We start from the raw sequence: 18,223 nt of genomic DNA on the forward strand, positions 1-18,223 counted from the left end.
TCGTGCGCCCGGTCGCGGTGTCCACCGCGCTGTTCGACGGATATGACCTGCAGGCGGCGATCGGGGAGATCGCCGCCGCAGGTGCCACCTTCGTGGAGCCGGCCTTCATACGCGGCTATATCGACTTTGCGGAAGACGCATTCCTGCCGCCGCAGTCCAGCCGGCTCGCAGGGTGGATAGGCCAGGCCGGGCTGCGCGTGATGGCGGTGTCGGCCCATTGTGACCTGGCGGCCCACGATGCCGTCGATATGCTGCGCCGGCGCATCGCCATGGCGGCAGAGCTTGGCGCGCCTGTGCTCATCACCAATACGGGTGCGGCGGCAGAGCGCGTGCGGATCTGCGCCGTGCTCGACGGGGCGCTGGCCGCCTGTGCCGACAGCGGCGTGACGCTCGCTCTGGAAAATCCCGGTCATGGTGAGGGCGATCTCATCGGAACGGGGGCCGACGGCGCCGCGCTCGTGGCCGCGCTCGACTCACCATGGCTGCGCCTCAACTACGATGTCGGCAATGTCCTGACCTACAGCGAAGGACGGCTGGCGCCGGACGAGGGCGACCTCAGGCAGGCGCTCCCGGCCATCGCCCATCTGCATCTGAAGGATGCGCTGCCGGCCGACGGCCATTGGCGCTACACGGCCATCGGCGACGGCGCGATCGACTATGCCGCGCTGTGGCCGGACATCCCGGCCACGCTGCCCGTGGCGATCGAGCTGCCGCTGCGCCTGCGCCGTGCCGTCGGGGCTGCGCCGCAGCGCGAGCCGACGCCCCTGCCGCTTCCGGAACTGCGGGAGGCACTGGCCCGCTCGTTGCGCTTCGTGCGGGGGCTGGACGCGGCCCCTGCCTGACGGCAGGCGCCGCTGCGGTCAGGTCATCAGGCGGTCAGCCGGGCCCGGAAACGCTCGGCGATCGCATCGCCCATGGTTCCGGTCGTGACCGGCTCGATGCCCGGCACCACGATATCGGCCGTGCGGATTCCGGCATCCAGCACTTCGGCGATCGTCGCCTCCAGGGCGTCGGCCTCGGCGGTGAGGCCGAAGGAGTAGCGCAGGCACATGGCGAAGGAGGCGATCATGGCGATCGGATTGGCGATGCCCCGCCCGGCAATGTCCGGCGCCGAGCCGTGGACCGGCTCGTAGAGCGCGCGCCGACGCCCCGTCGTATCGTCCGGCCGCCCGAGCGATGCGGAGGGCAGCATGCCGAGCGAGCCGGTCAGCATGGCCGCGATGTCGGACAGCATGTCGCCGAACAGATTGTCGGTCAGGATCACGTCGAACTGCTTGGGCGCGCGCACGAGCTGCATGCCGCCGGCATCGGCCAGCATGTGTTCCAGCGTCACGTCCGGGTAGTCGGCATGCACGGCCGTCACCACCTCGTTCCACAGGACGCCCGTCTTCATGACGTTGCGCTTTTCCATGGAAGTGACCTTGCCACGCCGGGTGCGCGCCAGCTCGAAGGCCGCACGGGCGATCCGCTCGATCTCGAACGTGTCGTAGATCTGGGTGTCGATGCCGCGCTTCTGGCCGTTGCCGAGATCCCGGATTTCCTTCGGCTCGCCGAAATAGACGCCGCCCGTCAGCTCGCGCAGGATCAGGATATCGAGCCCGTCGACGAGCTCGCGCTTGAGCGAGGACGCGTCGGCCAGGGCCGGGTAGCAGATGGCCGGCCGCAGATTGGCGAAGAGCTCCAGATCCTTGCGCAGGCGCAGGAGCCCCGCTTCCGGGCGCTTCTCATAGGCGACCTTGTCCCATTTCGGGCCGCCGACCGCCCCGAACAGGACCGCATCGGCGGCAAGGGCGAGCGCCATGTCGCCCTCGGAGACGGGGGTGCCATGCGCATCCAGCGCCGCGCCGCCGACAAGGCCGCGCTCGATCGTGAAGCCGGCGCCGACGGTCTCGTTCATCAGGGCGATGAGCTTCTCGACTTCGGCCATGGCCTCCGGGCCGATCCCGTCGCCGGGCATGAGAAGCAGTGTGCGGGTGGTCATGCGTCAGTGTCCTCCAGGCAAGATCGTCGGGCCGGCGCCGTTCGACGGCCCGGTCCGTGGGGCGCGCCGCGCTCGGGCGTCAGGCCCAGGGCCGGCTGGCCGACAGGCGCGTTTCGTAATCGGCGATGGTCGGGTTGCGCTCCAGGGTCATGCCGATATCGTCGAGGCCGTTGAGCAGGCGGTGCTTGCGCGATGTCTCGATGTCGAAATGGATCGTGGCGCCGTCCGGGCGCTGGATCTCCTGGGTCTCGAGGTCGACCGACAGCCGCGCATTGGCGCCCTTGGCGGCATCGTCCAGAAGGGCGTCCAGCTCTTCCTGCGTCACGCGGATCGGCAGGATGCCGTTCTGGAAGCAGTTGTTGTAGAAGATATCGGCAAAGGAGGTGGAGATCACGCAGCGTATGCCGAAATCCAGGAGCGCCCAGGGCGCATGCTCGCGCGAGGATCCGCAACCGAAATTATCGCCGGCGATGAGGATTTCCGCCTTGGCATAGGCCGGCTTGTTCAGGACGAAGTCCGGGTTCGGGGCGCCATCCTCAAGATAGCGCAGATTGGCGAAGAGTCCGACGCCGAGCCCCGTCCGCTTGATCGTCTTCAGGTAGTCCTTCGGAATGATCATGTCGGTGTCGATGTTGACGATGGGCAGGGGGGCTGCGACCCCGGTCAGCCTGTCGAACTTCTGCATGGTTTCCACTCCTTGCCGGTCGCCCTTTGGGGTTTCGTTATATCAAGCGCTCAGGCGGGTCAAAACCATTGCGGAGGCGTGGCGCATTTGGCAGGACAGGTGCCATGAACGCCACCCGAACGCTTCTCCGCTCCGCGCTGTTCGTGCCGGCGGCCAATGCCAGGGCGCTTGCCAAAAGCGCCGGCCTTGCGCCCGACGCCATCATCTTCGATCTGGAGGATAGCGCCGCGCCGGGTGAAAAGGCCGCAGCGCGCGAGGCCCTGCGCGCGCATCTGTCAAGGCCGCGCAGCCGGGCCCTCCACGTGGTGCGCATCAACCCGCTGGCCTCTGCGGACGGCACCGAGGACATGCTCATGGCCCGGGGCGCGCGGGTGGACGCGATCCTCCTGCCCAAGGTCGAATCGGCGGCGCAGCTCGTCGAACTCTCCGATGCCCTGGCGGAAACGGATGCCCCCGCGCACCTCCGTATCTGGGCCATGCTGGAAACGCCCAAGGGCATCCTGAACGCCGGACGCATCGTGGAGGCGCCGCTGCGCTACCGCCTGGCCGCGCTGGTGGCCGGGCCCAACGACATCGTCGCGCAAGCACGGCTGCGCCTGTCGCCCGGGCGGCCCGAACTCCTGCCCTGGCTCGCGCAGATCGTTCTGGCGGGCAAGGCGGCCGATATCGTCGTGCTGGACGGCGTCTACAACGATTTCCGCGACACGGCCGGCTTCGAGGCGGAATGCAGTGCCGGCCGCAACATGGGCTTCGACGGCAAGACGCTGATCCATCCGGGCCAGATCGACGGGGCGAACCGGCATTTCGGCCCCTCCCAGGCCGAGATCGACGACGCGCGGGAGATCGTCGCCGCCTTCGACGATCCGGCCCATGCCGGGCGCGGCGTCATAAAGCTTGGCGGACGCATGGTCGAACGGTTGCATCTCAATGCCGCCACGGCGCTCCTGGCAGGGCTTGGCGAGGGACAGGATCGAAAGGAACCGCAATGAAACTCTATCGCCTGCTGACCGGCGTCGACGACGCCGCCTTCTGCCACAAAGTATCGCTGGCCCTGTCCAGGGGCTGGGAACTGGCCGGCAGCCCGGCCTACGCCTTCGACGCGGCGGAGGGTGTCATGAAATGCGCCCAGCCCGTGACCAAGGTCGTGGAAGGGCGGGATTACGAGCCCGGCATGAAGCTGGGCGAGCAATAGGGCGCAGCGGGGCGGCGGCTCAGTCCGCCGTCTGTTCCAGCGTTTCCATGTCGTCGTCCGACAGGCCGAAATGGTGTCCGATCTCGTGGATGAGGACATGCGCCACGATGGTGTCGAGCGTCTCCTCGTGCTCGGCCCAGTAATCCAGTATGGGGCGGCGATAGAGCAGGATGCGGTTGGGCATCTCGCCGGTCATGGGAGTTGCCGCTGCGGCCACCGCCCGTCCTTCGAACAGGCCGAGAATGTCGAAGGGGCTTTCCAGCTCCATCTCCTCGACAACCGAATCATCTGGAAAGTCGGCGATGTGGAAGCGGATATCGCCGCACAGGGCCCGGAACTCGGCGGGAAGGGCGGCATAGGCCTCGATCGCGAGCTGTTCGATCTCACCTAGATCCGGCGCCATGCGGCCCGCCCATCCGGCCCCGTGATCCAGCTTTCCCATCGGCCCTCGCTTATCCGTCCACCCGTCGGAACGCGCCTTTTCTAGCCTAAGGGCAAGGGCTTTGCCATGGCGTCGCACGGGGTGCAGCAAGCTCGCTCCGACATGTGATGGCGTGGCAGGAAACAGATTTTTTTTAAGGTGGCTGCCGGGCCGGGATTCGTCGGATTCACAGGGCGGAGAGAGCCGATCCGGCATGTCGCGCCCGTTTCCACCATGCTTGACTCCATCCGGGCGCTCTGGAATCCATAGGAACAAATCAGGAACAAAAAGGCCCTGTGGAGGTCTTATGGAGCGGCGATGCGACCCATCTGCCGAGAGCGTGATGTCCGTGACCGGAAAGGCCAGTCGCCTGTCCCTCTTGCGGGGCGAGATCGCCCGGCTGGAGGAGCTGCCGCCGGCCGGCCGCGCGGCGACGCGCTCGGGCAACATCCTGCCTTTCGGCGTGGCCGAGGCCGATCGCGCGCTGGGCGGCGGCTTTCCGGCTGCCGGCCTGACGGAGATCCGGCTGGCGGAGGCGCAGGGCGGTGGCGCTGCGGCAGGGTTCCTGGCCGGGCTGGCGGTGCTGTTCGGCGCCACCCCCGCACGGCCGCTCCTGTGGATCGCCGATCGGTTCACCCTGCGCGAGGCGGGGCTGTTCTATGCGCCGGGGCTGACGGCCTTCGGCCTGCCGCCTGCCGCCTTCGCCATGGTGCGGCCCATGCGGCTGGAAGAGGCCCTGTGGGCGGCGGAGGAGGCGGCGGCCTCGGGCGCGGCCGCACTGGTCGTCCTGGAAGTCTTCGGCAATCCGGCCCGGCTGCGGATGGAAGGCACGCGCCGCCTGCATCTGCGGGCCAGGACCGCGCGCCTGCCCATCGTGCTGCTGCGGCAGGCTGCCCAGCCGGAAACCACGGCGGCGCCGCAACGGCTGCGCCTGGCCTCTGCGCCGGCCTCCCGCGTGCCGGACCTGCCGCATCTGGCCCGGCTGATCGGCCATTCGGTCTTCGAGATCGTGGTGGAGAAATCTCCGCTCGGTCAGCCTGCCCCCTTTCGCCTGGAGTGGAACATTGACGAACGCCGCTTTGCCGCGAGCCAGCCGCATCCTGGCCTTGTCGCTTCCCCACCTGTCGACCGACCGGCTGCGGCGGGAACGGTCCGGCCGTTCCTGGCGCCGGGAATTTCCCTTGCCAGACGCCGGGCCTGAGCGCAGCGAAGGGCGTGGGCCGCCGACGGCGGGATTGTTCCGGGAAGCCACGGGCAGTGCCCACCGCGCGCCGCGCGCGGGGCTTCTGGCCGTGGCCGAGGATGGCATTGCCGCCGCCGCCCGCACGCAGGACGACCTGGCCCCGCTGGCGCTGTACGAGCGCGACGGCGGCCTGGTGCGGATCGTCGCCCTGTGCGAGCGGGCACGCCGCGCCGGTCTGGCGCGCGGCGCCAGCCTGGCGGAGGCACGGGCGCGCTTTCCCCATTTTGCCTTCGAGCCGGCCGATCGGGGCGCCGACATGCGGCTCCTGGACGCCGTGGCCGACTGGTGCGACCGGTACACGCCGCTGGTCGCGCTGGACGGCGCACGCGGCCTTCTGATGGACATTACGGGCTGCGCGCATCTGTTCGGGGGCGAAGCGGCCATGATGGCCGACCTTCTGGCGCGGCTGACCGCGCAAGGCCTTGCCGGGCAGGCGGCGATCGCCCCCTCGGCCGGACCGGCCCTGGCCCTTGCCGCCTTCGTGCCCGGTACCATCCTGGCGGCGGGCGCGGAACTGGAGGCGCTGCGTCCGCTGCCCGTGCGGGCCCTGCGCTTTCCACCGGACACGGCGGCCATACTGGACCGGCTGGGGTTGCGCTGCGTGGGCGATATCCTGTCCCAGCCCCGGGCATCGCTGGGCCGGCGCTTCGGGGCCGCCTTCCTGGACCGGCTCGATACGGGAACCGGCCAGGCCACCCGGCCGATCAGCCCGCGCCGTCCTGTCCCCCAGCTCATCCACGAGCGCAGGCTTTTCGAGCCGATCGGGCGCGTGGAGGATATCGAAGGCCTGATCCTGCACCTGGCCACCCGCCTGAAGCCCGATCTGGAACGGTCGGGGCAAGGGGCGCGCCAGCTCGAACTGTCCCTGTTCCGGGTGGACGGGGTGGTGGAGCGGATCCTGTTGGCGACATCCCGTCCGCTGCGCGATCCCGAGCGGGTGCGCCGCCTGTTTTCCGAGCGCCTGAAGGCGATCGGCGACGAGCGGGATGCCGGCTATGGCTATGACCTCCTGCGGCTTGCCGTCATGTCGATGGCGCCCCTGGCCGAGCGCCAGACGGGCTTTTCGCAGAGCGAAGACAGCGGCGAGGCGCTGACCGTCCTGGTGGACCGGCTGGCGGCCCGCCTGGGCCCGGAAAGCGTCCTGTCGCTCGCCCCCGTCGCCTCGCACTGGCCGGAAGCGGCCCAGCGGCTTGTTCCCGGGCTGGCCCCCGGGCTTGTTCCTGGGCTGGCACGGGCACGGGACATGGCGCCCGAACGGTCGCTGGCCATGCGCCCCTTGCGGCTCCTGCATCCGGCCGAGCCGGTGGAGGCGATGGCCGTCCTGCCGGAGGGAGAGCCGGTGCGCTTCGTCTGGCGCCGCGCCGTGCACCGGGTGCTGCGGATCGAAGGGCCGGAGCGGATCGAGCCGGAATGGTGGCGGCGTGCCGTTCCCGGCGCCGAGCCGGAGCCCCCGCGCGATTATTTCCGCATCGAGGACGAGGAAGGGCGCCGGTACTGGATGTTCCGCGAGGGGCTCTACGGCGCCAAGGAACCGCGCTGGTTCCTGCATGGCATCTTCGCATGAGCAAACCCCGCCCTTCCGACGCGACCGGATTCCACCCCATGACGGAGGGGTTCTGCGAGATCGGCGTGCAATCGACCTTTTCCTTCCTGCAGGGCGCCTCCAACCCCGGCGAACTCGTGGTGGCCGCCAAGGCGCTGGGGCTCGGCGGCGTCGGGCTGGCGGATCGCAACAGCGTGGCCGGCGTGGTGCGGGCCTACCAGGCCGCACGCGAATGCGGCTTTGCCTTTCGGCCCGGCGTGCGCCTGGTCTTCCAAGACGGCACGCCCGAGATCCTCGCCTATCCGGAGGACAGGCAGGGCTGGGCGCATGTCTGCCGGCTCATCAGCCGGGGCAATCTGCGCACGCAGAAGGGCGCATGCGCGCTGGACCTTCAGGATCTTCTGGAGTTTTCCGGCAATCTGCGCCTGGCGCTCATCGCCCCTGCCGCGCTTGCGGATGCGGGCTGGGCCGATATTGCCCGCCACTGCGCCGATGTGCTCGGCCGGCTGCACGATGCCGCGCCCGGACGGGTGTGGCTGGCGGCATCGGCGCGGGGCGAAGGGCGGGACCAGCGCTTCCTGGCCCGCGCGGCCGAGCTTGCCATGCGCAGCGGCGTTCCGCTCCTGGCCACAAACGACGTGCTCTACCATGTGCGCGAACGCCATATGCTGGCCGATGTGGTGGCTGCCATCCGCGAACATGTGACGCTGGCCGAGGCGGGATTCATTCTGGCGCAGAATGCCGAGCGGCACCTGCGCGACACACGGGACATGGCGTTCCTGTTCCGCGACCATCCCCAGGCCGTGGCGGAAAGCCGGCGCTTCTTTTCCGGCCTCACCTTCGATCTGAAATCCCTGCATTACGAATATCCGGACGAGGCGCTGGGATTGAGCCGCAGCCCGGCCGCGGAGCTGCGCCATCTGGCCTGGGAAGGCGCCCGGCGCCTGTATCCGGCGGGGGTTCCGGCCAGTGTCGGACACGAGATCGACCGCGAGATGGAGATCATCGAGCAGCTGGAGTACGAGCCCTATTTCCTGACGGTCCAGCGGATCGTGAAGGCGGCGCGGGAGCGTGGCATCCTGTGCCAGGGCCGCGGCTCGGCCGCCAACTCCACCATCTGCTACTGCCTCGGCATCACGGCGGTGGATCCGGCGCGCGGCAATCTTTTGTTCGAACGCTTCATATCGCCCGAGCGCGACGAGCCGCCGGATATCGACATCGATTTCGAGCATGAACGCCGGGACGAGATCATCGACTGGATCTACGATACCTATGGGCGGGACAAGGCGGCCATCGCCGCCACGGTGATATCCTACCGCTCCCGCTCCGCCGCGCGTGAGGTGGGCAAGGTGTTCGGCCTGTCGGAGGATTCGGTCGCGGCGCTGTCCGCCTCGGTCTGGGGAACGTCCCAATCGGCACTCGGCACCTGGGAGGCGCGCGCCGCCGGCCTGGACGAGGCCGAGACGACCACGGCCAACATGCTGCATTTCGCGCATGAGATGGCCGGCTTTCCGCGCCATCTGTCGCAGCATGTGGGCGGCTTCGTCCTGACCCGCGGCCGCGTGGACGAGACGGTGCCGGTGCTCAATACGGGCGACAAGGGCCGCATCATCGTCGAATGGGACAAGGACGACCTCGACGAGCTGCGCATCCTGAAGATCGACATCCTGGCGCTTGGCATGCTGAGCTGCCTGCGCCGCAGCTTCGATCTTCTGGACCGCCATTACGCCGAGGATTTCCAACACGGGGACGCGCCCCGGCTGGGTGCGCTGCCCAAGGAGCCGGGCGATGGCCCCGTCTGGCAGATGATGGCGCGGGCCGATACGCTCGGCGTGTTCCAGATCGAAAGCCGGGCGCAGATGTCGATGCTGCCCAAGCTGAAGCCCCGGGAGTTCTACGACCTGGTGATCCAGGTGGCCATCGTCCGGCCGGGTCCGATCCAGGGCGACATGGTCCATCCCTATCTGCGGCGGCGCATGGGGCAGGAGCAGGCCCATTACCAGAAGCCGGAACTCGAAGCGGTGCTCAAGCGCACGCTCGGCGTGCCCCTGTTCCAGGAACAGGCCATGCAGATCGCCATGGTGGCCGCCAATTTCAGCGGCACGGAGGCGGACGAGCTGCGCCGCGCCATGGCGACCTTCAAGCGCACCGGAAAGGTCCAGAACTTCCGGGACAAGATGGTGGGGGGCATGATCGCCAACGGCTACGATGCCGATTTCGCGGAGCGCTGCTTCCGGCAGATCGAGGGCTTCGGCGAATACGGCTTCCCCGAAAGCCATGCGGCCTCCTTTGCCGTGCTGGTCTACGATTCCTCCTGGGTCAAATGCCACTATCCGGACGTCTTTGCGGCAGCGCTGCTCAACGCCCAGCCCATGGGCTTCTACGCGCCGGCGCAGATCGTGCGGGATGCGCGCGAGCATGGCGTGGACATCCGTCCGCTGTGCATCAACGCCTCGTCCTGGGACAATGGCCTCGAACCCACGTCCTTCGACGTCACGCGGATCGCGCGGCACAATGCGTCGATGGCCGACTGCATCCGGACACGGCACGCCGTGCGGCTGGGGTTCCGGCAGGTTAAGGGCCTGAGCCGCAAGGATATGGACCGGCTCGTCGCCACGCGGGCGGATCGGCCCTTCGATTCGGTGCGTGATGTGTGGTTGCGGACGGGGCTGTCACGCGCCGTCATCACCCGCCTGGCCGATGCGGACGCCTTTGCCGCGCTGGGCCTGCCACGCCGCGATGCGCTCTGGGCGGCCGAGGCGCTGGATGCCGGCAGCGCCGCCGAATCACTGCCGCTCTTTGCGGCGGCAACATCCGAAGATTTGCAAAAGGAAGAGGAAGCCCGGCTTCCCGCCATGCCGCCGGGCGAGGAGGTTGTGAACGACTACCGGTTCCTGTCCCTGTCCTTGAAGGCGCATCCGATGAGCTTCCTGCGCCGGGACCTGCATCCGCTCGGCGTCGTGCCGCATGGGCGTTTGCCGGACCTGCGCAGCGGGCGCTTCGTCACCGTGGCGGGGCTGGTCCTGATCCGGCAGCGGCCGGGATCGGCCAAGGGAATCATCTTCATGACGCTGGAGGACGAGTCCGGTATCTCCAACATCATCGTTTGGCCCAAGGTCTTCGAAGCGTACCGGGCCGTCGTGCTGGGCGGGCGGATGCTGAAGGTCCGGGGCCGGCTCCAGGCCAGCCACGGGGTCATCCACATCGTCGCGGACGAGATCGTGGACATGACATCCATGCTGGTGCGGATCGCCCAGGGCGGGTTGGACGGTGCACGGCTGCTGGCCCCCACCGATCACGTGAAGAGCCCCTTGAAGAACCATAAGCCCGTCATCCGGGGGCCCATCCCCTCGATCGGGCCCGTGGCCGAGGTGGCGGCCTCGCTCGGCCGGGCCCTGGCCCGGGCGGACGAGGTGCGCCGCCCCGACCCCGGTTCGCAACGCGGCGCGGCGGCCCGGGCCGAGCGGCTTACTTCTCCTGCATCGCGCCACTGAAGGCCTTGACGACCGGCTTCATGAGATATTGCAGCACGGTGCGCTCGCCGGTGCGGATGTCGACCGTCGCCGTCAGCCCCTGCTTGACCAGGATCTGCGATGCCTTGGCGTTCTGCGACTGGTCGTCGTTGAGCCGGACATGGACCCGGTAATAGGGCATGCTCTGGCCATTGGCCGCCGTATCCGTCAGCGTATCCGGGCTGATCAGGGTCACCTCCCCCTTCAGGGAACCGTAGATCGAGTAGTCGAAGGCATCGATGCGCACCGTGGCCGGCAGTCCTTCGGACAACTGGCCGATATTGGCCGGCGGAACCTTGCCCTCGATGATGACGCCGCCGTCGGTCGGGGCGATCTGCATGAGCTCGTCGCCCGGCCGCAGCACGCCGCCGACCGTGTTGATGCGCATGAATTTCACCACGCCCGACACCGGCGACAGGAGAGCCGTGTGGCGCAGGATGTCCTGCCGCTCGTCGATCTTGTAGTCCATGGAGGAAAGTTCCTCCTCCAGCTTGGCGACCTCAGCCCGCGCATCCTGTATGGCTTTGTTGCGGATGTCGGAAATCTTGCCGTCGAGTTCGAGCACGGCGCGCTGCGCGCGCAGAAGATCGAGCTTGGAAACGTCGCCGTTCTTCAGGAGATCCTGGGTCATGGTCAGCTCCTGCCTGGCCATGACGAGGGCTTCGTCCAGGGTCTCCAGCGTTTCGCCCAAGGCGCGCTGGCGCTGCTCGTGCAGGCGCTTCTGCGCCTCGACGAAATCGGGATACTGGTCCAGATCGGCGTCGAAACTTGGATCCCCGTCGATGGCTTCGGCGCGGGCCCGCGCCAGCGAGGCGCGCAGTGCCGCCCGGCGGGAGCGGCTTTCCTCGTAGCCGGCCTCGGCCCGGCCGCGCTCCAGCACGGCCAGTTCCTGCCCGCTTTCCACCACCTGCCCTTCATGGACCAGGATTTTGGACACCACGCCGCCATCCACGGACTGGATGATCTGCGTGCGGCCGCTCGGGATGATCTGGCCGGTCATGCGCACGGCCTGCTCGATCTTGAAGAAGCTGGCCCAGGCCATGAAGATGCCCAGGAGCAGGGCCAGGAGGAGCGAGGCGGGGATGCGCCGACGCGCCGCATATTCGATGCGCTTGTCGAAGGTCTGGCTCATGCGGATACCTTTACGCCCTGTTCCTGGCTCATCTTCTGCAGGTGCTGAAGCACCGCGTCGCGCGGGCCGTCGACGACCACCCGGTTGTTGGTCACGACCATGAGCCGCTGCACGAGCGACAGCATTTCCGGCTTGTGCGTCACGAGGATCAGCGTGTGCTGCGGCGCGATCGTCTGGCGAAGCGCCTGGATGACGCTTTCCTCGGAGGCCCTGTCCATGGAGGCGGTCGGCTCGTCCAGGAGCCAGATGCCCGGATTGCGCAGGAAGATGCGCGTCAGGTTGACGAGCTGGCGCTGGCCGCCGGACAGGCCGATGCCGCCCTCGTAGATCGGCTGGTGCAGGCCCTTGGGATGGTTGGCGATCACCGCCGCCATCAGGCCCGTGCGCCGCGCCGTTTCCAGGATCACCTCGTCGCCCGGATCGATCAGGCCGAGCACGAGATTGTCGCGCAGGGAGCCTGCAAACAGCCGGCCCTCCTGCTGGAGATAGCCGATATGCTCGGCCACGACGGGCTTGGACAGCTGCGACAGGTCGATGTCGTCCATCAGGATGCGGCCCTTGCCGGGCTTGTACATGCCGCTCAACAGCCGCAGCAGGGTCGTCTTGCCGGCGCCGATCGGGCCGACGATGCCGATCTTGTCGCCCGGCTTGATTTCCAGCTTCTCGGCCTGGAAGGCGACGCGCTCGCCATAGAAGGAGGCCACCTCCTCGAAGCGGTAATGCCCGTTCAGCCGGGGCAGCACGACGGGCTGTTCCTCCCCGTCATGGTCGTCCTTGAGCTGCCACAGCCGGTCCAGGCCCTGGATCGCCGCCCGCACGCTCGACCATTGCACGAGCTGCGAGGGAATGGCGGAGACGGGCGCCAGAGCCCGGCCGGACAGGATGGAGCAGGCGATGAGGCCACCCATGGTGACCTGCCCCGTGCTGACCACCAGCGCGCCGGCCGCCACCAGGCCCACATAGCAGAGCTGCTGCAAGGCCGCCGCGAGATAGGCAGCGTGCTCGGACACATGCCGCATCTCCATTTCGTTCTGGCGCGCATCGTCCGTGACCTGCAGCCATTTGGACAGCATGCGCCAGCCGCCATGGCCGGACTTGATCGTTTCGGCCCCTTCGATCGTCTCGACCAGCAGGCCGTTCTTCAAATTGCCGGCGGCGTTCGCCTTGGTGGCGAGCTGATCCATCCGCCGGCGGTAGAAGAGGCCGATGCCGATGCTGACCACCAGCATGCCCACCGGAATGATGGCGATCCAGCCGACGATGGACCAGATGATGATGACGAAGAAAATGGCGAAGGGCGCGTCGACCAGCAGATAAGAGGCGATGGAGGTCAGGAAGGCGCGCACCGATTCGTAGCCGCGGATCTGCGCCGCGAGCGAGCCGACGCTGCGCGGCATCTGGTCCAGGCGCACATTGAGCAGGCGCTGGTAGACCGCGCGTGTGAGATGCTGGTCGACGAAGTCGATCAGCCGTTCATAGGCGCGGCTGCGCACGAACTTGGCCACGAGCTCGAACAGGATGGCGGCGAAGACGCCGAGCGTCAGCACAAGGAGGGTCTGGCTTGCGCCCGTCGGCACCACGCGGTCATAGACCTGCATGGAATAGAAGGAACTCGCGATCGCGATGAGGTTGATCAGCACCGTGGTGAGCATGATGTCGCCCAGGGTGCGCCAGTGGGAAAAGACTTCCCGCTTGATCAGATGCCAGACCTTGCTCTGCGACGCGTCGAAGGGCGGGGCCATCCGCACGCGCAGCACGAGCGCCGCGGGATCGGGTTCCCAGACCTCCTCCACGAAGGTTTTCTTTTCCTCGTCCAGCCTCTCGCTGACCCATTGTCCCTGCCCGTTCTGGCCGCGCAGCAGGCGCCAGCTTCCACGGCTGTGGATCAGCGTCGGGACAAGCGAGGGGTCGGCATTGCGCAGCTTCTGGATCTTCGGGAGCTGCAGCCGCTTGCCGATCTGGACAAGCTGCTCATAAGGCCCGCTGCCGCTCGCCTCTGCCGTATCGGCAGCTTCCTTGAGGGCATTGCGATCGACGATTTCCGCCTGGAGAGCCGCCAGGCGCGTCAGCGTGGGGAATAGAACGCTCAATTGCGCTCACCTTTCATGCTCGGAATATGGCTGTCCAGCCCATCGGCCAGAATGCGCAGGCGCCAGCGCACCACGATGGCCGTGGCGCGCGCATCGGCGAGCTGCACTTTGAGGTCCATCTGCTCACGGGCGGCGTTCATGACGTCGAGCCAGGTCTTGCGGCCGGCCACGAACTGACGATCCCAGGATTCACGCGTTTCGCCCGTGGAGCGGACGGCGCTCTCCAGGTTGCGGATGCGCGCATCGATCGTGGAGGCGACGGCGAGGTCCGTCGTCATCTGTTCGACGAGGGCGAGTTCACCGGAGCGGATCGACAGCTTGGCCGTGTCCCGGTCGTAGGCCGCGCCCTGAATGTCGACCAGGTTCGACAGTCCGGCGCCGAGCTGGCTCTGAACGCCGACATAGACGCTGTCGATGGGCTCGTCCGTCTTGTAGTCGAGGCGGCCATACTGGCGCTGGGCCCGCAGGTAGATTTCCGGCGAAAGCGTGGACCGCGCCCGGGAGATTCCCTCGTCGGCGACGCGAACCTCCGCCGACAGGCGCCGCAGCAACGGGCTGCGGGCGCGCGCCTGCTCGACGAGGCGCTGCGCGTCGGTGCTGGAAATCTGTGGTCCTGCGCTTTCCTGCTTGAGGTCGGCGGCCATGAGTGGGCCGCCGATATACTGGCTCAGCGCCGCGATCGCCGTCTGTTCGGACGTTTCCATCTGATTGATGGACACGTTAAGCTGATCGACGCGGCTCTGCAGGACGAGCATGTCGCTTTCGGCCGAAGCGCCGGCATCGATGCGGCGCTGAATCAGGCTTTCGAGATGCGCATAGAGCGACTGGCCCTCGATCATGGCCTGGCGCTTCAGGTAGGATGAGTACCATTGATTGTACTTATCCAGAATGCCGAGCGCCACGCCCTGCCGCTCGTGATCGAGATCCGCCTCTGCCACATCAACCGTGGCCTTGGCCCGCCGCAGGTTCGAGGTCAGGCGGCCGCCGGTCCAGAGCGGCTGCTGCACGCGCAGGATGGTGACGGCATCGTTGCCGCGCAGCAGCGGATCGTTCTGGGTGACGGGCCCCTCGACCGACACGCTGGGCGTGGCCAGGAACTGCAGCTTGGCGGATTTGACCTGGGTCTGGGCGCTCAGGATGCGGTTGCCGCGGACCCGCAGGGTGGGGTTGCTTTCCATGGCGACGTCAATCAGTTCGACGATCCCGAAACGCTGCGCACCGTGGACCGCCTTGGCCGACCCCGTATAGGCGGCCGGCTGCATCTGCGCCGTGATCGCATGCGGGCCCGCCGATGTGGGGCCTTGTACCGGCTCAACCGTCGACCCGGCCTGTTCGCTCGGCTTTACGACGGAACTCAGCGCCTGAAATGGCAGGCTTCCGCCAACGCCGGTGCAACCGCCAAGCAGCAGCAGCAGAAAGGCAACGGAGCCTATGCTCGAACCCTGGGTCATTAAAAACCGAACCGTGAAAACCACTGATCTTATGCGTAATAACATATATAGGATAAGTTAAATACGGCATAATGGAGATGATGGCTATGGTTTCCGACAGGCGGTTGCCGCGACACGGTGCCGCCGCGTGTTCGACGGCGTTGACGGCACGGGTCCGGGGATAGCGGCCGGTGGTAGAGCGTGCAGGCCTTGACGCGTTAAATTGATATCAACATATGGGAAGGATGTCCCGATCCGCTGCCGCCGCATCCCGCCTCGTTCCCTATGCCACCACGCTTGCCGTGCGGGACAGTTGCCTCTGTCTGCATGTCCAGCGCGCCGCGCGGGGCCTGGCCCGTACCTTCGATGCGGCATTGGCGCCGCTCGACCTGACGAATGGCCAGTTCTCGCTTCTCATGTCCCTGAACCGGCCGGAACCGCCAGGCATGGGCCCGGTCGCGGCCCTGCTCGCCATGGATCGAACGACGCTGACGGCCGCCCTCAAGCCGTTGCAGCGCCGCGGCCTGGTCGAGGTGACGGTCGATCCGCAGGACCGGCGGGGTCGGCTTCTCGTTTTGACGCAGGATGGCCTCGCCCTTCTGGCGCAGGCGGCGCCCGTATGGGAGCGCGCGCATGCGAGCCTTGCGGCGGAGATCGGCCCGGCCGAGATGGAGATGCTGCGCTCGCTCCTCAACCGGCTGCCGGGCGGCAGCGCCGCAGGAGGTAGGAATCCATGATCCAGCCGTGCTGCCGGCGGGCATCCGCCCGATAAACTGCGATGGCCTGCGCCAGCCCGTCCAGCGGCCCGGCCAGGAGCTTTTCCTGCGCCATGCCGAGATAGGCTCCGTAAAAAATCTCCAGATCCCGCCCGACGAGCCGGGTCAGCGCGTCGCCACCGTCCAGCATGGCCACGACCGTGCCGGCCGATTCCCAGTCCATCGCGTCCAGGCGCCGCGCCGGGGTGATCGTCACCGGATCGCCGACGAGGTTGAGCGGAATGCGATGGCGCGCGGCGAGCGCCTGCACGCTGGAAATGCCGGGAATGACATCATAGGTCAGGTCGGGGCGCTCGGCACCCAGTGCGTCGATGATGCGGATCGTGGAATCGTAGAGGGCCGGATCCCCCCAGACGAGGATGGCTGCGTGCTCGCCGGGGGCAAGCTCCGTATCGATCAATTGCCCGGTCAGGATGGTCTTGCGCCGGTTCAGATCCGCCACGATGCCTTCATAGCCCGGCCCGCGGCTGGACCAGGCGGGGCTTTCGCCCTGGACGAGCCGGTAAGGCGAATCGCCACGGTGGCGTCGGATCATGTCGTGCCGCAGGCTCGAGAGTTGCGCCTTGTCCTGGCCCTTGTCGAACAGAAAGAACACATCGCTCCGCGCAATCGCAGCCACGGCCTGGAGGGTCAGATGGTCCGGATGGCCGGCGCCGATGCCGACGATATGAATGTGGCGCATGATGATCCTTCGTTGCGACGCGACCTGGAAGGATAATGTTCCAGGCCCAAGCTGGACAAGCCGTTCGCGGCCGTCCAACGTCGCTCGCGGTCAGGCAATGGAGGGTATACGGGGGTGGACTTCAGCTTTCTGGCAGGTCTCGGCACCGTGTATCTGGCAGCGGAATGGCTGGTGCGGCTCGTCATGCTGGCGGTGGCGCCTCTGCGCCGCACGCCGGACGCCGCCCGCAGCTGGCTCCTGCTCCTGTTCTTTCTGCCCATTCCCGGGCTGATCCTGTTCTTGGCCATCGGCACACCGCGTTTTCCACCCTGGCGTGCGGCGCGCTTCGCCGCCTTCGCCCCGGTGAGTGACAGGCTCGTCGACCAGCTCCATCCGATCCGCGCCAACGCCATGGACCGTCGGGAGGCCGAACTGGCCAGCCTTGCCGAACGCGTCGGCGCCTATCCGCCCGTGGGCGGCAACCGGATCGAATGGCTGGCCGATTACGACGCGGTGGTCAATCGGCTCGTGGCCGATATCGATGGCGCACGCCAGTCCGTCCATATCCTCGTCTACATCTTTGCCGACGATGCGGCGGGGCAGAAGATCATCGCGGCGCTGACGGCCGCGGCCCGGCGCGGCGTTCAGACCCGTGTCCTCATCGATGCCCTGGGCTCCCGGCGCTGGATGAAGGGAACACTGGCGAAGCTGCGGGCGGGCGGCGTCGACGCGCGCGAGGCGCTGCCCCTGCGCTTCATCCGCGGCCACACGCGCAGCGATATGCGCAATCACCGCAAGCTCTACATCGTGGATGGGCGGATCGGCTATGGCGGCTCGCAGAACATCGTCGCCAAGGATTTCCGCCCCGGGGTCGTCAACCGCGAATTGGTGATCCGCATGGAGGGGCCGGCGGTGGCGCAGATGGCATCGATCTTCCAGTCCGACTGGTATCTGGAAACGCTCGATCTCCTGCCCGATCCCGACATTGTGGAACCGATCGAGGGCGGCGTCGTCGCGCAGCTTCTGCCATCCGGCGCCGATTATCCGATCGAAGGCTTCGAAACCCTCCTCGTCTCACAGATCAGCGCTGCCCGCTCGCGGGTTATCATCACCACGCCCTACCTCATTCCCGACGCGGCCTTGATGAATGCGCTGCGCACGGCGGTCCTGCGCGGGGTCGAGGTGCATCTCATAGTGTCGCTAATTGCCGACCAGCTTCTGGTGGCGCTGGCGCAACGCTCCTACTATGCCGAACTCCTGCGGATCGGCGTGGAGATCCACCGCTACCGGACCTATCTCCTGCATGCCAAGCACGTCACCATCGACGGGCGGGTGGCGATCGTCGGCTCCAGCAACGTGGACATCCGGTCCTTCCAGCTCAATGCGGAAGTGAGCGTGCTTCTGTTCGACCGGGTGGAGGTCGCGAAGCTGGAGGCTATCCAGGACGGCACCATGGCGGCGTCCGAACGGGTCGACCCCAAGGAATGGGCCAGCCGCCCCGCGCATCGCAAACTCGTCGAGAACTGGGCGCGGCTGATCAGCCCGCTCCTGTAGGAC

The 18,223-nt window shown here is 67.5% G+C and carries 15 protein-coding genes; 8 read left to right on the forward strand and 7 right to left on the reverse strand.

Features of this window, described 5'->3' with window-relative positions:
- Positions 1 to 2 precede the first annotated feature (2 nt).
- Positions 3 to 842 (forward strand): sugar phosphate isomerase/epimerase family protein, encoded by an 840-nt coding sequence (locus AUL30_RS04340; RefSeq protein ID WP_062226635.1) that lies wholly within the window; start codon positions 3 to 5, stop codon positions 840 to 842.
- A 26-nt stretch (positions 843 to 868) separates the two neighbouring features.
- On the opposite strand, the gene leuB is transcribed toward AUL30_RS04340, so the two are convergent.
- On the reverse strand, positions 869 to 1,981 hold the full coding sequence (gene leuB, locus AUL30_RS04345; protein ID WP_062226636.1) for a 3-isopropylmalate dehydrogenase: 1,113 nt from the start codon (positions 1,979 to 1,981) through the stop codon (positions 869 to 871).
- 79 nt (positions 1,982 to 2,060) lie between these two features.
- Complete coding sequence (leuD, locus tag AUL30_RS04350) at positions 2,061 to 2,666, reverse strand: 3-isopropylmalate dehydratase small subunit (protein WP_062226637.1); 606 nt, start codon at positions 2,664 to 2,666, stop codon at positions 2,061 to 2,063.
- 104 nt (positions 2,667 to 2,770) lie between these two features.
- On the opposite strand from leuD, the gene AUL30_RS04355 reads away from it, so the two are divergent.
- Together AUL30_RS04355 and AUL30_RS04360 are read left to right on the forward strand one after the other, a co-directional pair.
- Positions 2,771 to 3,655 (forward strand): HpcH/HpaI aldolase/citrate lyase family protein, encoded by an 885-nt coding sequence (locus tag AUL30_RS04355; RefSeq protein WP_062226638.1) that lies wholly within the window; start codon positions 2,771 to 2,773, stop codon positions 3,653 to 3,655.
- Entirely contained in the window at positions 3,652 to 3,858 is a 207-nt protein-coding gene (locus AUL30_RS04360) for a DUF1737 domain-containing protein (RefSeq protein WP_062226639.1), read from the forward strand. Before AUL30_RS04355 ends, AUL30_RS04360 begins: the two co-directional genes overlap by 4 nt.
- A gap of 19 nt (positions 3,859 to 3,877) precedes the next feature.
- Here AUL30_RS04360 and AUL30_RS04365 read toward each other — a convergent pair whose 3' ends face one another.
- Positions 3,878 to 4,300: a metallopeptidase family protein gene (locus AUL30_RS04365; RefSeq protein ID WP_062226640.1), complete on the reverse strand. Its 423-nt coding sequence runs from the start codon at positions 4,298 to 4,300 to the stop codon at positions 3,878 to 3,880.
- Positions 4,301 to 4,622: 322 nt separating this feature from the next.
- On the opposite strand from AUL30_RS04365, the gene AUL30_RS04370 reads away from it, so the two are divergent.
- The 3 genes from AUL30_RS04370 to AUL30_RS04380 are packed head-to-tail and all read left to right on the forward strand — an operon-like array spanning position 4,623 to position 10,559.
- Complete coding sequence (locus AUL30_RS04370; RefSeq protein WP_062226641.1) at positions 4,623 to 5,480, forward strand: hypothetical protein; 858 nt, start codon at positions 4,623 to 4,625, stop codon at positions 5,478 to 5,480.
- Positions 5,461 to 7,086, forward strand: coding sequence for a DinB/UmuC family translesion DNA polymerase (locus AUL30_RS04375; protein ID WP_244490709.1), 1,626 nt, complete (start codon positions 5,461 to 5,463; stop codon positions 7,084 to 7,086). Before AUL30_RS04370 ends, AUL30_RS04375 begins: the two co-directional genes overlap by 20 nt.
- Entirely contained in the window at positions 7,083 to 10,559 is a 3,477-nt protein-coding gene (locus AUL30_RS04380; RefSeq protein ID WP_244490710.1) for an error-prone DNA polymerase, read from the forward strand. Before AUL30_RS04375 ends, AUL30_RS04380 begins: the two co-directional genes overlap by 4 nt.
- Here the strand turns inward: AUL30_RS04380 and AUL30_RS04385 are convergent.
- From AUL30_RS04385 to AUL30_RS04395, 3 genes are read right to left on the reverse strand one after another with little or no spacing between them, the layout of a single operon-like run.
- Positions 10,534 to 11,709 carry an HlyD family efflux transporter periplasmic adaptor subunit gene (locus tag AUL30_RS04385; RefSeq protein WP_062226643.1) on the reverse strand — a complete coding sequence of 392 codons (1,176 nt, stop codon included), beginning with the start codon at positions 11,707 to 11,709 and terminating at the stop codon, positions 10,534 to 10,536. The two genes, AUL30_RS04380 and AUL30_RS04385, sit on opposite strands and share 26 nt — an antisense overlap.
- The gene (locus AUL30_RS04390; protein WP_062226644.1) at positions 11,706 to 13,799 is read right to left on the reverse strand and encodes an ATP-binding cassette domain-containing protein; all 2,094 of its coding nucleotides are present in this window, start codon (positions 13,797 to 13,799) and stop codon (positions 11,706 to 11,708) included. The genes AUL30_RS04385 and AUL30_RS04390 overlap by 4 nt, the downstream gene beginning before the upstream one ends.
- A complete protein-coding gene (locus AUL30_RS04395; RefSeq protein ID WP_062226645.1) occupies positions 13,796 to 15,250 on the reverse strand; it encodes a TolC family protein in 1,455 nt (484 codons plus the stop codon). The genes AUL30_RS04390 and AUL30_RS04395 overlap by 4 nt, the downstream gene beginning before the upstream one ends.
- 224 nt (positions 15,251 to 15,474) lie before the next feature.
- On the opposite strand from AUL30_RS04395, the gene AUL30_RS04400 reads away from it, so the two are divergent.
- A complete protein-coding gene (locus AUL30_RS04400; RefSeq protein ID WP_062226646.1) occupies positions 15,475 to 15,966 on the forward strand; it encodes a MarR family winged helix-turn-helix transcriptional regulator in 492 nt (163 codons plus the stop codon).
- Here the strand turns inward: AUL30_RS04400 and cobF are convergent.
- A complete protein-coding gene (gene cobF, locus AUL30_RS04405; protein ID WP_062226647.1) occupies positions 15,920 to 16,687 on the reverse strand; it encodes a precorrin-6A synthase (deacetylating) in 768 nt (255 codons plus the stop codon). The genes AUL30_RS04400 and cobF overlap by 47 nt on opposite strands.
- Before the next feature lie 114 nt (positions 16,688 to 16,801).
- Here cobF and cls point away from each other — a divergent pair, with 114 nt between their 5' ends.
- Positions 16,802 to 18,220, forward strand: a complete 1,419-nt coding sequence (cls, locus tag AUL30_RS04410; protein WP_062226648.1) for a cardiolipin synthase — start codon at positions 16,802 to 16,804, stop codon at positions 18,218 to 18,220.
- Positions 18,221 to 18,223 lie beyond the last annotated feature (3 nt).

The sequence above is a fragment of the Aureimonas frigidaquae genome, assembly GCF_001463905.1.
Classification (GTDB): Bacteria; Pseudomonadota; Alphaproteobacteria; order Rhizobiales; family Rhizobiaceae; genus Aureimonas; species Aureimonas frigidaquae.